The 13003-nt window shown below is 66.5% G+C and carries 14 protein-coding genes and 1 pseudogene; 2 read left to right on the top strand and 13 right to left on the bottom strand.

Annotation, left to right across the window (positions count from 1 at the left end; translation table 11 throughout):
* Positions 1 to 37 precede the first annotated feature (37 nt).
* From DL991_RS41025 to DL991_RS40975, 12 genes are all read right to left on the bottom strand, one after another.
* The gene (locus DL991_RS41025) at positions 38 to 442 is read right to left on the bottom strand and encodes a hypothetical protein (RefSeq protein WP_125789738.1); all 405 of its coding nucleotides are present in this window, start codon (positions 440 to 442) and stop codon (positions 38 to 40) included.
* Positions 443 to 837: 395 nt separating this feature from the next.
* Positions 838 to 975 carry a hypothetical protein gene (locus tag DL991_RS42820; RefSeq protein WP_158634507.1) on the bottom strand — a complete coding sequence of 46 codons (138 nt, stop codon included), beginning with the start codon at positions 973 to 975 and terminating at the stop codon, positions 838 to 840.
* The gene (locus tag DL991_RS41020; protein ID WP_125789737.1) at positions 968 to 1207 is read right to left on the bottom strand and encodes a hypothetical protein; all 240 of its coding nucleotides are present in this window, start codon (positions 1205 to 1207) and stop codon (positions 968 to 970) included. The genes DL991_RS42820 and DL991_RS41020 overlap by 8 nt, the downstream gene beginning before the upstream one ends.
* 111 nt (positions 1208 to 1318) lie before the next feature.
* Positions 1319 to 1567 carry a hypothetical protein gene (locus DL991_RS41015; RefSeq protein WP_125789736.1) on the bottom strand — a complete coding sequence of 83 codons (249 nt, stop codon included), beginning with the start codon at positions 1565 to 1567 and terminating at the stop codon, positions 1319 to 1321.
* A gap of 775 nt (positions 1568 to 2342) precedes the next feature.
* The gene (locus tag DL991_RS41010; RefSeq protein WP_125789735.1) at positions 2343 to 2606 is read right to left on the bottom strand and encodes a hypothetical protein; all 264 of its coding nucleotides are present in this window, start codon (positions 2604 to 2606) and stop codon (positions 2343 to 2345) included.
* A gap of 1174 nt (positions 2607 to 3780) precedes the next feature.
* Positions 3781 to 4473, bottom strand: coding sequence for a hypothetical protein (locus DL991_RS41005; RefSeq protein WP_125789734.1), 693 nt, complete (start codon positions 4471 to 4473; stop codon positions 3781 to 3783).
* Between the two features lie 76 nt (positions 4474 to 4549).
* Positions 4550 to 4852 (bottom strand): hypothetical protein, encoded by a 303-nt coding sequence (locus DL991_RS41000; RefSeq protein WP_125789733.1) that lies wholly within the window; start codon positions 4850 to 4852, stop codon positions 4550 to 4552.
* Positions 4853 to 4998: 146 nt separating this feature from the next.
* On the bottom strand, positions 4999 to 5598 hold the full coding sequence (locus tag DL991_RS40995; RefSeq protein WP_125789732.1) for an HAD domain-containing protein: 600 nt from the start codon (positions 5596 to 5598) through the stop codon (positions 4999 to 5001).
* A gap of 624 nt (positions 5599 to 6222) precedes the next feature.
* Complete coding sequence (locus DL991_RS40990) at positions 6223 to 6687, bottom strand: macro domain-containing protein (RefSeq protein WP_125789731.1); 465 nt, start codon at positions 6685 to 6687, stop codon at positions 6223 to 6225.
* A 157-nt stretch (positions 6688 to 6844) separates the two neighbouring features.
* Positions 6845 to 7243 (bottom strand): hypothetical protein, encoded by a 399-nt coding sequence (locus DL991_RS40985; RefSeq protein ID WP_125789730.1) that lies wholly within the window; start codon positions 7241 to 7243, stop codon positions 6845 to 6847.
* Between the two features lie 720 nt (positions 7244 to 7963).
* Positions 7964 to 8746 (bottom strand): hypothetical protein, encoded by a 783-nt coding sequence (locus DL991_RS40980; RefSeq protein WP_125789729.1) that lies wholly within the window; start codon positions 8744 to 8746, stop codon positions 7964 to 7966.
* A 264-nt stretch (positions 8747 to 9010) separates the two neighbouring features.
* Positions 9011 to 9673, bottom strand: a complete 663-nt coding sequence (locus DL991_RS40975) for a hypothetical protein (RefSeq protein ID WP_125789728.1) — start codon at positions 9671 to 9673, stop codon at positions 9011 to 9013.
* A gap of 163 nt (positions 9674 to 9836) precedes the next feature.
* Between DL991_RS40975 and DL991_RS40970 the strand changes: the two genes are divergently transcribed.
* Both DL991_RS40970 and DL991_RS40965 read left to right on the top strand, forming a co-directional pair.
* Complete coding sequence (locus tag DL991_RS40970; protein ID WP_370309455.1) at positions 9837 to 10952, top strand: IS701 family transposase; 1116 nt, start codon at positions 9837 to 9839, stop codon at positions 10950 to 10952.
* Entirely contained in the window at positions 10949 to 11131 is a 183-nt protein-coding gene (locus tag DL991_RS40965) for a hypothetical protein (protein WP_125789727.1), read from the top strand. The genes DL991_RS40970 and DL991_RS40965 overlap by 4 nt, the downstream gene beginning before the upstream one ends.
* A 47-nt stretch (positions 11132 to 11178) precedes the next feature.
* Here the strand turns inward: DL991_RS40965 and DL991_RS42815 are convergent.
* Positions 11179 to 13003: pseudogene (locus DL991_RS42815) on the bottom strand (hypothetical protein); the annotation flags it as partial.

Raw genomic sequence — 13003 nt, 5'->3', positions numbered from 1 at the left:
GAGACGGGCGTACGCAGGCCGCTGCGGCGGAGCGAGGTCAGGAACGGGATGACAACTTCGTGACCGCTTCCTCGATGAACTCCAGTTGCGTGAACGGCGCGTTCCTGCTCAGCGTCTCGGTGAGCTCGCCCTGGATGAACGCGGGCGACGGATTCACGACGCGGACGTTGTCGATCATCCTGATCGCGCTGATCACGTCCTTCTCACGTCGGTCTGGCGCAAGGTGATGAAGCTGCTTCGCTACGAACTCGGCTTTGTCCATGTCCGGCTCCCGGTCGATGTCCTCGGCCAGCGTGAGCTGGCGGCGTGGCTTCCCCTCCTGTTTGCGGGGCGGCACGACCCAGACCGGTGGCCATGGACCGGCCGGGGTGCTGTGCTCGGCCGTGCGGGTGGGATCGCGCGTCAGCGCGACCGAGCGCAGCGAGGCCTGTCTCACTCGCACGGCCGGGCGAAAGGACTTCGGGCGCAGCCACGGGCACCGGTTAGCGTCGGTCAGCCTCGGCCTGGACACTCGACGCCGAGCGGCCTATGGATTACGACGCCGCGGCGGCCGACAGGTGACAGACCGGCGGACAGTGGCAATTGGACGCACTGCGCACGCTGCACGAGCAGAGAGAAGCATGGCGTTGTGGCAGCCCGCCGGGCCGTGGTGCCCCCGGCGGGCGCTTGCTTGGCGGAGAACGCACCTACAAGGACTGGCTCCAGCGTGCTTCCACGAAGCTCACGAGTCGTTCTGCTTCGTGCACGGTTTCTGGGGCTGCCGGGACCCGCTCTGCGCTCTCACGGGCTGCTGCGAGTGCGCAGAGCGCCTCGTTCAGGAGGCCGGCTGGATCGACTTCACCGCCCAGCGAAGGCGATGAGGTTCCGGTTGTCGCCCGCGTGGGTGCTGCCCGCGACGTAGCCGAGCATCACCAACGTCATTGCGACGCCGGCGGCATCGTATTCCGCCGCCCGGCTGAGAGCTGAGCTATCCAAGGCCAACTCCGTCTGGATCCGAAACGTAGGCAGCGACATCTGACCAGAGGATCGTTGCCCTGGTCACGTCAGCCGGGTGCACGTCGGCCCAGCGACCGGACGACTCGCGGTAGAGGGTGCACACGTGGTCACCGGCTTCGGTGAAGACATCCACCCGGTCCGCGCTGCGTTCGTCGTACGCCGCGGAGTCACCGTCGACCTCAGCCCACCAGCGCATAACAAGATCACTCACTCTTACTCCCTATTGGTGCGGTAGGAAAGTACGCGCTCGACCGTCCGTAATGGACGGTCGAGCGTGGTGGTCTCGTCTCCTTCGGTTGGGAGACGAGACCCGCTGACGGGGCTAGACCGCCTGAGTGGCCACCAGTGCGGCATCCGGGAGACGGACATCGCAGTCGAGGACGCCGGTCCGGATGACGCGGCGGACCTGCGCAGGGCCGAAGAAGAAGTTGGTGCAGGTCTCCTGCATGTCGCAGTCGACGATCTCCCCGACTTCGATCTCGTGGCCGTTGTACTCCTGCATGCAGCCGCACCCCAGCTCGGCGAGGGTGATCGGGCGGGGATCGATGGCGTGACCGTCGAGGATGATCATCGCGTGCTCCTTGCTGGTCGGTGCTGTGTGGACTGCCGCAAGGCCTGCAGGCGGGGCGGGGGCAGGCAGGGGTGGCCGCTTGCGGCCATCGCGCAGCGACGCGAAGCGCCTTTGCGTGTCCCCGCCCGGTCTGCTGTCCTCTGGAAGTCCTCACAAGGCTCGACCTGCTGGAGGGAGGTGTTCACCTTGCGGGTTCGTACACGAACTCGAGATCGCGCCAGTCGCGTCGATGATGGGGAGAGTCAGCGCAAGGGGTGCACGGAAACGATCGGTGCGGTTGGGTTCGCTGGTAGCCTACCGCCAGCTGGTGGCCTCGCTGGCCCGCTGAACGAACAGCAGTCACCGTTCGGACTTGTCTGCTGGGTCGCGCCCGTTGTGCTAGTGCTAGCTGCCCGCAGGTCGCGTGATCGGGCGGGGTACTGCGTCCGCAGCCACAACGTCGCCTACTACACCTGATTCGCGATCGGTTCAGGCAGTCGTCATTCGCGCAGAGTGCTCACAGCGGCGCAACGCCTGGTCGCTGGCGCGGCTCGAAGAGCATCGGCCAGTAGCTTCAACGCGCTACAGCTGCCTGACACTTTCGTCGGGCGGGCAGTCTCGACGTCGTCCGGCATCATCCGACTGGGCTTGGTACCAGCCTAGAAAACGGATGCAGGGTGGATTGGAGTCGACCAGCACGTCTACCACGCAAGGTTTCTACGGCGACCAAAACTAGGCTGGGTGAAAGGCGCGGGTGTCGTCCCCGGGCCTCGCCGGGGACGACACTCGCCAGAACTCAGCGGCGGCGGTCGTTCGCGGCGCCCTTCAGCTCCAGAACGATCCTCAGAACCAAACCCTCGGCCAGTTCGATGGCGTCGATGGCTTCCTTCGCGGCCGATGCTATCCGCTCCTTCCGCTCCTTCTCTGCCTTCCCGAAAGACTTCGACGCATGCCCAACGGGCACGGCGATGTGTGCACTGGCCTCACGCAAGCCGTTGAGGCCCTTCTTGATGGTCGCGGCGAGAGCGTCGAAATTGGAGGCTTCTTCGGAGTTCGCCATCGGATGGTCCTCTCGGTGTGCCCCGCCCGAGTTGACGGGGCCCACCCTGCGAGCACCGGGACCGGGGTGACCACAAGCCGCATTCTGTTCGCGGCTTGTGGTCACCCCGGTCCCGGTGCATGCTGCGGTAGCCCTGTCAGCCCGGCAGACATTCCGCAAAGAGCCCGATGTCGCCCCTTCACTCGGGCGCCTGGCCCGGAGCTTGGCCGAGAATTTCGCACGGCACGAACCGCGACATATTCGGGTTGGCACGCCACCATGCGGACATCGCATGAAGGCAGGGAGGTCAGCGGAGTGCCTGTGGCGTTGTGTGGTGCACGCAGCGAAACGCGGGCACGTCGGTGCACTCGTTGGTGCTGCACTTTGCCCGTGAGGTCAACCGTTGTGTCTGCATTAGACAGACACAAACGACACCAAGGGTCCTGCGGCGAGTCACGACCGGTGAGGTAGCGTCACCCTGTCCGCGGGACCCAAGCACTTGCGCCCGCGGTGCAGGCGACCGTAGAACGGCCTACCGCAGGAGCACGGGCGGAGCGACTCGTCACTGCTTCGCTGAACTTGTGACCTCAGAGGCGCGTTAGCGCGCTTGACTGCCTCTTTCGCTGGATTCGTCACTGCTTCGTCGACAATCTCATTGACAGCCTTCTTCGCGGCGCGAGCGATTTTGCCCATTCGTCAAGCTCCTTAGTCTGATGCGTCGCCGTGAACTCCGGCGAGGGTGCGGGTTCCACGGTGTTTAGGGGCGGAACCAGCAGGAGCGGCGGTCGCGGACCGGCCGGGGCGTGGCCGCTCGGCCGACCGGGTGGGATCGCGCGTCAGCGCGACCGAGCGCAGCGAGGCCTGTCTCACCCGGTCGGCTGGGCGTTCAGCGCTTCGGGCGCAGCCGCGGACGTCGGTCAGCGTCGGTGAGCCCTCAACACGGGAGCAGCAACCGCTGTGTCCACGTGACGCCCGACGAGGCCCAGCCCGAAGCCCTGAAACGCTCTGGTCGATCACTCGGCCGTGGAGTTCGCCTGGCCGTCGTCGGCATAAGCCGAAGTCTGCGGAACTTCCGAGTATTAGTCGTATGTAAGCGTTATGCGCGCCGCAGGTGACTCACGGCATGGTCCGACACAAACAGATCGAACCGGCCCGAGTTCAGAGTCAGATATATGACCTGCTGACGATCACGGCCCTACCGGGGCGTCCGGTAGACAGCGGTGCCCCACTTCCGGCACGTCTGGTTCAGCGGTTCCCACGGGTTCGCGCGCAGGAACCCTGCGCCGGCGAGTGCCGCATCGGCCGTTGCGGCGGTCTCCAGGTTGCCGTGGTCGTCCACTGTGGCCAGACACGTCGCTTCAATGAGGACGTCGGCTCCGTCCTGTCCTGCGGCCAGCACGATCACCCTGCCGTCGGCGGGGGTCCACTCTGTTTCGTGGGGTACCGGCTCGGCCATGGCGCCCTCAGGCATGGTGGCGATCGCGTTCACCCAGGGGATGCCGAGACGGGCTTGCCGTTCGCCCGGCTCCAGCTGGTCGAATTCGAGAATCTCGTCGACGGTGAACACCGCGTTGCCGTCATGGTCGGTCGCCGCGGTGAACCGCCCCAGCGGTGGCACGACGCGATCGACAGTGCCGAGCCATTCATCGGTCGCGTCCTCGTACACGGTGAACGCCGCTTCCGGTGCCACCTGGGTCAGGTCGTCGATCAGGACGGCTACGTCACGCCCCACGAGGTCGGAAGACATGTAGGCCTCACCGAGGTGAAGAGTCTGGCGGGAGTCGGGGTCGTCGTCGGTGAGCCCGCGGGCGCGGAGTACCGCGGCGACGGCGCGGACGCGGTACGGCGGGCACGAGTGGACGATCAGGGTGGTGTTGGTGTCGCTCATCAGCTGCTGCCTTCAAGGTTCGGCACCGCCAGGCACCTGGCCGCTGCCGGGTGTCTGGCGGTGCGGGGTGCCGGTGTCAGAGGTCGAGCAAGCTGCCCAGGACGCGGTTGGTGAGGCGTTCCTGCAGCAGGGCGCGGGAGAGCAGGCGGCCGGCGGCGAACTCGTCAGCGACGAATTCGGCGATTGCCTGCGGGCACACCCGGGCGGCTTCTCGCATCCACGCCCCGCGTTCGGTGCCCGTGCCGTCGGTGACTTGGCCGTTGAGCAACATGCGGAACTGTGTGACGTCGCCCCGTTGGCTCAGGGGTCTGCTGTATCCGGTGAGGCAGTCGGTACAGCCGCAGTCGTGTGGGTCGATACGGTTCAGCGATTCCGCCATGCCGGTGCTCCTGATCCTCGCGAGGTGCATGGACCAGGTCCCCGGAGCGGGCGACCGTCACCGCCGTCCAGGCAAGATGTTCGCAGCCGCGCGGCGGTGCAGCCTGGACGGCGGTGACGGCGTATACCGGGTCCGCACCGGGGCGATCAGAAGTGCCGCGCGGGTGTCCCGAGCGCCGAAGCCCAGGTGCGGATCCGGTCGAGATGATCTGACTGGATGCCGGTGCGTGGATCGACGTGGCTCAGGAGGGTCGGTGCCGCGAGGCGCTGCTTGTCGAAGTCGGCTCGCGCGGCCGCGAACGCCGGGTCGTCGTGGTCGTCATCAAGCCATGCCAGAGGCCGACCCGCCGCGTAGCGCGCGACCGTGGCCCATTTCCAGTTGCCGTCGCGGCGCCAGCCCTGCGCGCCGGCGCCATAGGAGAGAAGGTCTTCCTCTGGAAACTCGATCACCGGTAGCCGTGGCAACCCGATCGCCGGTCCGATGTGGGTGTTGGCTTCGTGCTGCCAGGTGGTGCACCACATCAGCTGGAGACCGGTGTCGGCGGCCAGGTCGAGTAAGGCGGTCCCGTGTGCCGGGTTGAGCCACACGCGCATCCCTCTGTGTTTTCTAGTCTGCCGTCCGGAGAACCAGCCGCCACTGGAGGTGTAGCGGAAGGTCTCGAACCCCCGCGGGCGGCGGTGCGGCGGTGCCGCGTAGGGGTTGAGGGGGCCGTCGACGTCGATCAGCAACAGTCCCGTGTGGTTCATCGTGTCCTCCGGTTGGTCGCGGTGCTGAGCACGCTGTCGCTGGTGGGAGGCCATGGCGTCCCCTGGCAGGGACGCCATGGCCGCTGGCCGGATCAGGCCGTGACGGCTACGAGCCCTTTCCGGCGCTTCAGGACAGCCTGGTAGCAGTTGCTTTTGTGTTTGTGCTGGTACTTCGGGCAGTCCTGCGGTACGCACCGCCAGGTGTGCGTGTGCGGTGACAACGTGCATTTCAGGCTTGGCTGAAAACACTTGTCGATGTGCGTGTGGCTCACGGCGTCTGTCCACTTCGGTCGTGCTGGAGATGGGACGAGCGCGCCGGAGCACGGTGGATGGGGACCGCAGGGCGGGCAAGAGCCGCGCGCTCGGCCGTCCGGGGTGGGATCGCGCGTCAGCGCGACCGAGCGCAGCGAGGCTTCGTCTCACCCGGACGGCGCGGGCGTGCGGTTCTTGCCGCGAATCCCCGTCCTCCGTGCTGGTGTCACCCGTTCCGCCTCTGCGCTGAAGTGTGGCGAGCAAGCCGCGCGGCAGCTGCGAGTGAGGCCAGCCGGGCCTGGTGCCGCCGGATGCCGGTCAATCGTTCAGCTGGGACGAGATGGCGGGCAGGCGGCCTGAGGTCAAACGGTGCTATGGGAGGTCATAGATGGTGGTGGAAATCTCGCGAGCGGTGAGCTGCCGGTCGAGAAGAGTGGCGATCTGGTCCCAGCTACCGCCGGCGCGACCGGTCCCGATCCGCGGCAGGTGCACGGTTGCGTCGAGTTCGACCGCGTGGTCGGCGAGAGTGGCCAGGCAGGTGTCGAGAGCTTCGTAGCGCAGCGGCACAGGGTTCTCGCGGGTGCGGTAGCCGTGCTGGGCGACGAGGTTCGCGACCCAGGTGTCCGTCTCGACCTGCACCAGCTGCACCGCGCCGAGCTCAAAGCCGGACGTTCGGCTCCATTGCCGGTAGTGGTGTTCGGGCTGCGGCCATCGTCGTGACACCGCGAGGACGAAGCCCCGTCCCCATCCGCCGCGGTCGTTGCAGACGTGCCCGATTACCTTGTTTCCCAGTGCGCCAGGGCGGGTCGCGTCACCGGTCACGTACTCCAAGGGCATGAGCTGATCCTTTCAGAATTCAGGGTTCCTCGGTGCCATGGCCGGGTGCCGCAGGTGGCCGGTGTGGGCAGGTTCCGCTCGGTGCCCCTGCAGGAAGATGCGAAGGTGGCCGCTCGCGTCCGTTGTGGACACGAGCGGCCATCGGCGCCTATCCGGTTTAGAGGGCAGAAGTCAACTCGGCCGGGTACCGGAGCGCGTCCGAGTCGATGTCGAACGGCTTCCCGTCCATCGTGAAGGGCGCCACGCCTAGGTGGGCGAGACGTTTGGCTTCCTCATCGTCTTCTGCGTAGTCCCAGCGTTCGTCTTGACGAACTTCGGCGTAAATGTGTGAGTGGCCGAACTCGCAGGTGGTGCCGCGGCCATCGGGCAGGTGCCAGGACAGGCCGCCGCATTCCACCGTGTAGGTTTCGCCGTCTTCGGGGTTGGTGCGGGCCACGAGCCAGTCACAGGCCCAGACCAGCCCGGCGGTGCAGCAGGCGCGGACGGCGTCGATCGTCGCGTGGATGGCGGGCTTCCCATCATCATGGCCAGCACGGTTTCCGCAGGTGATCGACATGGGTTCTCCTGTTCGGGGTGATGCTCGGGGACGAGCGTGGTCCGAGCGGAACCGCGTGTGGCGTGGAAAGGGTGGGCCGAAGGCCCATCGCGCGCGACGCCGAAGGCGCCCTTGAAGCACCACACGCGGTTCCGCTGGCATCGGCTTGTCCTCCGGCTCAGCACCGCGACAGCGAGGACCAGGCCGCCGCGCGACCGCTGGCCCGGCTCGCTGCCGTGCGGACCACGAGACGAGATCCCGGAGCGGATCCGTCTTCTAGCCCTTCCGCAGCTTGGCCAAGTTGACGTCTCAAGCGTGGCTGGCCGGGACACAGCGCGAGGCTCATCCGAGGCTGTCGTAGAGTGGTGGCCGCTCGTTCCCCGTAGTAGCGGGGTTGGTTCGACGCCACCAATACGCGTGAGGAACGAGATGAATTCCGAGAATCGACAGTCATTCGACGCCTTCATGGCGTCCGTTGGCGCCCAGCCACAGACCTACCTCGAGGCCTTCGCCGCGGCCCAGCGCGACGGTCACCCCCGGTTCGGCGACTACCTGACACCGGCCGGCGGGGACGCTGATACGCCGACTGCGTACCGCACTTGTCAGCTGACGGCGTTCTGGGACGACCAGAGCTGCGGGCGTCTCGGCGAGTTCCTCTTTCCCGATTTCGCGGCGCTTCTGTCGTCCCCGAGCCGGGTCGTCCTTGCACTTACCAAACGAAGCCAGGACGACCCGGCTGGATCAGTACCCGGCGCCGGGCTCGTAGTTCGGGTCGTCGACGGTGCCGGCTGCGACGTAGCCCCAGAACGCCGAGATCGGGAAGGTGGTGCGCAGGGGCTCAATGAGGTCTGGATCGGTGGGGCTCGCGTCTGGGTCGGTGGCGATCCAGGCGTGGTACGCGCTGAGCGGGAAGCGGTCGCGGAGTTCGTCCCAGACGTGGTCGTCGGCGAGGATGCCGTCCGGGTTGACGCCATTCTCGGGATCGTCGCCGTCGTCGAGGGCGAGGAATCCCGAGACGACGGCGTGTGCGGCAGCGGAGAGGGCGACGGTGGTGACGGGGGCGCCTTCTTTCCCGACGTCGGTGGGGATGGCCATCTGTCGCGACTCGGTGGAGGCGACGAGGTAGGCGATGACGGCGATCTGGTCATGGGTGAGGGTCAAGGTCAGCGCCTGTGCGTCCGGGTCGGTGATCGCGAGTGCTGTGCGGTAGGCGTGCGCGATGGACCACGGCGGGGAGTTGAAGCACCGGCGGCACAGCCGGCTGGGTGTGACGTCGAGGCGCAGGAGCTCGGTGACGAGGTCGGCGTTGGCGGTGACATCGACACGCGCCACGATGATGTCGACGGTCTTGGCTGAGCTGGTGTTGCAGTGCAGAAGCCGTGACAGTCCGGGGTGGTTGGGGTCGGCGTAGTTGCGATGCAGTGTCTTCTTGGGTTGCCCTTTGCCGTTCTTCTGCGGGCTGCTGGTGTAGCCGAGCTGAACCACGGTGGCCGACGTGTCCGTGCCGGCGGGGAGAGAGTTCATTGCGATGTCCTTGGCCGTTGGCGGGCAGGGACCCGGCACCTGCAGTGCGATCGCCGTCGGCATCTGTCGTCGGCGCGGTGACGGGTACGTGCCCCGACGCGGGACACCACCGGGTCCCGCGTGTCTCCTCGCTGCAGGGCTGATCGCGAGGGGTGCGGGACCCGGTGGCGGGCTGCGATGCTGGCGCGTCTCCGTCACCGCACCGCGCAAAGGACGACATCGGCTCGCGGTGGCCGGTCGTTGATCGGCGCTGCGGGACGGGTGTCAGGCGGCACGCGCGGCGTGCAGATCCGACGCTCGGTCGTGCCAGTCTTCCGCGTAGAGCAGCCAGCTGGAGCAAACCCGGTGCCATGCCGTGCATTCCGGATGTTTGGCGCGCCGGGCGCGGGCGGCCTTGCTCCAGCTCATCGAGTCGACGTCATCGAAGAGGGGGCTGGCGTCGGCATGGACACCGAAACCGTGCAGCGTGGCTCGGGTGCGCTCGCGCAGCGCGGCGACAATGTCGACGACTTTCGGCAGGTCGGTCTTCTCGAGCTTGCAGATGGATCCGACACCGACGAGCTCGGCGGACGCGAGGTCGACGCCGCTTTCGCCGAACATTTCCCAGCACCGAAGGTAGGACTCGACGGTGTCGCCTTGCACGACGAGCCGGAACGGTGAGGGGCGGTTCGGCGCGAGCCGCTGCCACCATGCGGTCAGGTCCAGGTAGGACTGGACGGAGAGGGTCTGGTGATCCAGGGCGGTCAGCCCTGTTCTCGCGAGCGCTTCAGGTTCACAAGGGTAGTCCTGTGTGGAGGCCCATTGCAGGTTGCGGATCTGCATGTCGTAGGTCCGCACCGCGCGAGCGTAGGTTTGCGCGTCGTCGGGGAAGGCGCCATGGCGGCTGATGACGTCGTAGGCGCCGTTCCCCAGAGTGCGTTGTCTCATGAGACAGCGCATCTAGTACCAGTTGCGTGACCTGCTGGATTTGCCAATCCGAGGGCCGCTCTCCGGTCCTGTTGCGATAGTGCGGCTCGCACAGTCTGGCCTAGTACTGCAACGGCACTCGGGTGGTGTGTGGTAGATCATCGTGGTGGTGGTCGGTGTGGTGATGGATCAGCTGGATCGGGTGCATGAGCGGATCGCGGGTCGGTTCACGCGGTCGGAGCCGCGTGCCAGGGCGCGGGAGTATATGTCCGGGCTGGTCGCGGGTTTGGAGCGGAAGAACGGCTGGACGCTGGCCGAGCAAGCCGGGGAAATGTCCCCGGACGGCATGCAACGGTTGTTGCGCTGGGCGGACTGGGACATCGACGGAGTCCGCGACGACGTGCGCGACTACGTGATCGAGCATCTCGGTGAGCCGGATGGTGTGCTGATCGTGGACGACACCGGGTTCCTGAAGAAAGGTGTCCGGTCGGCGGGAGTGCAGCGGCAGTACTCCGGGACGGCGGGCCGGATCGAGAACTGTCAGATCGGCACGTTCCTGGCGTATGCCTCCGAGCACGGGCATGCACTGATCGACCGGGCGCTGTATCTGCCCGAACCGTGGATCGCCGACCGTGACCGCGCCCGGCGAGCGGGGATCCCCGACGGGACCGAGTTCGAGACGAAGCCGCGGCAGGCGATGGGGATGCTGGCACGGGCGTTCGAAGCGAAGGTGCCGTTCGCGTGGATCACCGCCGATGAGGCCTACGGGCAGGTCAAGTATCTGCGGGCGTGGCTGGAGAACCACGACGCCGCGCATCTGCTGGCCACCAAGGTCAACGACCTGTTGGGCACCACCGACGGCGGCGAGGCACGGGCCGACGAGCTGATCGCGGACCTGCCCGCCCGGTCGTGGCGACGGTTGTCGGTCGGGGCCGGCGCGCACGGCCCACGCGAGTACGACTGGGCGCGGATCCCGATCCGCTCCAGGTGGCGGGCCGGTCGCGGACACTGGCTACTTGCCCGGCGCTCGATCAGCGATCCGACCGAGATCGCCTACTACGTCTGCTACGGGCCCCGCCGCTCAAGCCTGCTGGACCTGGCCTGGATCGCCGGCACCCGCTGGCGCATCGAGGAATGCTTCCAGCAAGCCAAAAACGAAGCCGGGCTCGATCACTACCAGGTCCGATCCTGGCGCGCGTGGTATGCCCACATCACACTCTCGATGCTCGCCCACGCCTGGCTCGCCGTCTCCCGATCCCTTGCCATAAAAGGGGAATCGGCGTCGGCGAACCAGGCATGATCGGATTCACGCTACCGGAGATCCGACGCCTGCTCACCAAACTCATCCTGCGTGTCGCCGACACCGCCGAACACATCTGGCACTGGTCACCCTTCCGCCGCCGACGACAACACCAAGCCCGCCTCAGCCACTACAAACGACGAGGCTACCCACTCACCGAACTGCCGTTGCAGTACTAGGGCGGTCAACCAAGTGAGTTCCTCGGTGGTGGGCCGCCTCCGCGTGGTCAGCGGTGCTGTTTACCGGTGTTCTCAGTTGAAGCGGGACCCAGCCGTGCCGCCAAGTCCTCGAATATGCTCTTCACGTTGGACTCGCGCCGGGCGATACGACGCAAACGGGCGGCACCTGCCGCGCGCTGGGTTGCTGTGCCGGTCCGGGCGGCGATCTCAATCGCCCTCCGCGCGTCCGTGTCGGATTTGTTGTCGGCTGACGATGTGGCTGCAGAGATCGCAGCACGGACAGCGAGGAGGTACGGGCCGACGAATGGCGCCTGCAGGAGGTCCGGCGCGGCGCGCAGTAGCTCCTCCAGGGACTCGATGTCCAGTCGTTCCAGGCAGAGCATGGCTTGGTCGGCGGCGATTAGTGGGTCAGTGACTGCGTCGTAGACGTCGTCGATCGACCCGATGGCCGACTGGTGGATCAGCCGCAGAATGCCGAGGTGCTGGCGGGCCATCGGGTGCTCGCTGGCGGCTTCCAGCAGGGTAAGCGTCCGGGGGTCGGAAATGAGGCCGGGGTGGTTCTTCAGGAGCGTGCGGGATTCCTCCCAGGTCGACGTTGTCAGCCAGGCCTCTAATTCTGCCGCGTGAGTGTGCGTCGCACGGTGAGTGGCTAAGGTTGCGTCCAGCCCACCTGCGCGAACCGCGTCTAGCAGGTCGTGCAACTCGCTGAGGCCTTCGAACTCCGGGTATAGGAATCGTGCCAGCGTGACGCCAGCTGTTCCATCGTCGGAGAGCAGTGTCGTCGCGTTGTCCCGGATGAAGGACTCGCGGGCTTCCCCATTCTGGCTGCCGAGCCACTGATTCAGCAGGTCTAGTAGAGGCTCCGATAGGTCTGCGCAGGCCCAGGTTGGCAACCGCGCACGCAAGGATGTCGCCGCGTCTGGCAACGTTTCTACCACCTTAGCGACGGTGTCGCGAATTCTACGGCGGGCGGGACCGCTGCGTACGGGGAGATCGGGCTCAGCTGCTGTTGATGCGGCCAACGCTAGATCGTCGAACACGCTGTCGATATCAAACGGTTGGGCAGTGGGATAGACGTTGAGATCGTGCAGGCGCCACTGAGCTCGCATGGCAATTAGTTGGGATTGCGGTCCCGGACTTAAACCTCGCCATACAGTCAGGAAGACTGCCAGTGCCCCCGCGCGGTCACCAGCCTCGTTATGCAGGTTGGCTTGGGTGTTCAACGCCGTAGCAAGGTAGGGCAGGAATGCGCCGGGGTCGCTCTCGGCGAGTCGCCGCCGCAATGTGACGGCTTCGTTGCTGGCGGCCAGTGCCCCCGCGCGATCACCAGCCTTATTGCGCAGGTTGGCTTGGGTGTTCAACGCCGTGGCAAGGTAGGGCAGGAATGCGCCGGGGTCGCTCTCGGCGAGTTGTCGAAAATGGGCGACGGCTTCGTCAATCGATGCCAGCGCTCCCGCGCGATCACCAACTTCGCTGCGCGTAGTGGATTGGTTGTTCAACGCCGTGGCGAGGTTGGGCAGGAATGCGCTGGGAAAGATCTTGGTGAGTTGTCGATAGTGGGTGACGGCTTCGTCGCTCGCGGCTAGTGCTCCAGCGCGGTCACCAGCTTCGCTGCGCGTAGCGGCTTGGTTAGTCAACGAGCCAGCGAGGTCGGGTAGGAAGGCGCCGGGGTCGCTCTCGGCGAGTCGCCGATAGTGGGTGACGGCTTCGTTACTGGCGGCCAGCGCTCCGGCGCGGTTACCAACTTCGCTGCGCGTAGCGGCTTGGTTGTTCAACGAGCCAGCGAGTTGGGGCAGGAAGGCGCCGGGGTCGCTCTCGGCGAGTCGCCGATAATGGGTGACGGCTTCGTCAATCGCGGCCAGTGTTCCCGCG

The sequence above is a fragment of the Amycolatopsis sp. WAC 01375 genome (genome assembly GCF_003947325.1).
Taxonomy (GTDB): domain Bacteria; phylum Actinomycetota; class Actinomycetes; order Mycobacteriales; family Pseudonocardiaceae; genus Amycolatopsis.
Note: the sequence above shows the minus strand (reverse complement) of the source record. Positions and strands in the feature narration are given on the sequence as shown.

Bases quoted from the DNA above. Each gene is read 5' to 3' on its own strand.
- DL991_RS41010 (WP_125789735.1), bottom strand. From the start codon at position 2,606: ATGGCGAACTCCGAAGAAGCCTCCAATTTCGACGCTCTCGCCGCGACC.
- DL991_RS40965 (WP_125789727.1), top strand. From the start codon at position 10,949: ATGATCGGATTCACGCTACCGGAGATCCGACGCCTGCTCACCAAACTC.
- DL991_RS41000 (WP_125789733.1), bottom strand. From the start codon at position 4,852: ATGGCGGAATCGCTGAACCGTATCGACCCACACGACTGCGGCTGTACC.
- DL991_RS40990 (WP_125789731.1), bottom strand. From the start codon at position 6,687: ATGCCCTTGGAGTACGTGACCGGTGACGCGACCCGCCCTGGCGCACTG.
- DL991_RS40975 (WP_125789728.1), bottom strand. From the start codon at position 9,673: ATGAGACAACGCACTCTGGGGAACGGCGCCTACGACGTCATCAGCCGC.
- DL991_RS40970 (WP_370309455.1), top strand. From the start codon at position 9,837: ATGGATCAGCTGGATCGGGTGCATGAGCGGATCGCGGGTCGGTTCACG.
- DL991_RS41005 (WP_125789734.1), bottom strand. From the start codon at position 4,473: ATGAGCGACACCAACACCACCCTGATCGTCCACTCGTGCCCGCCGTAC.
- DL991_RS41015 (WP_125789736.1), bottom strand. From the start codon at position 1,567: ATGATCATCCTCGACGGTCACGCCATCGATCCCCGCCCGATCACCCTC.
- DL991_RS40995 (WP_125789732.1), bottom strand. From the start codon at position 5,598: ATGAACCACACGGGACTGTTGCTGATCGACGTCGACGGCCCCCTCAAC.
- DL991_RS40980 (WP_125789729.1), bottom strand. From the start codon at position 8,746: ATGAACTCTCTCCCCGCCGGCACGGACACGTCGGCCACCGTGGTTCAG.
- DL991_RS40985 (WP_125789730.1), bottom strand. From the start codon at position 7,243: ATGTCGATCACCTGCGGAAACCGTGCTGGCCATGATGATGGGAAGCCC.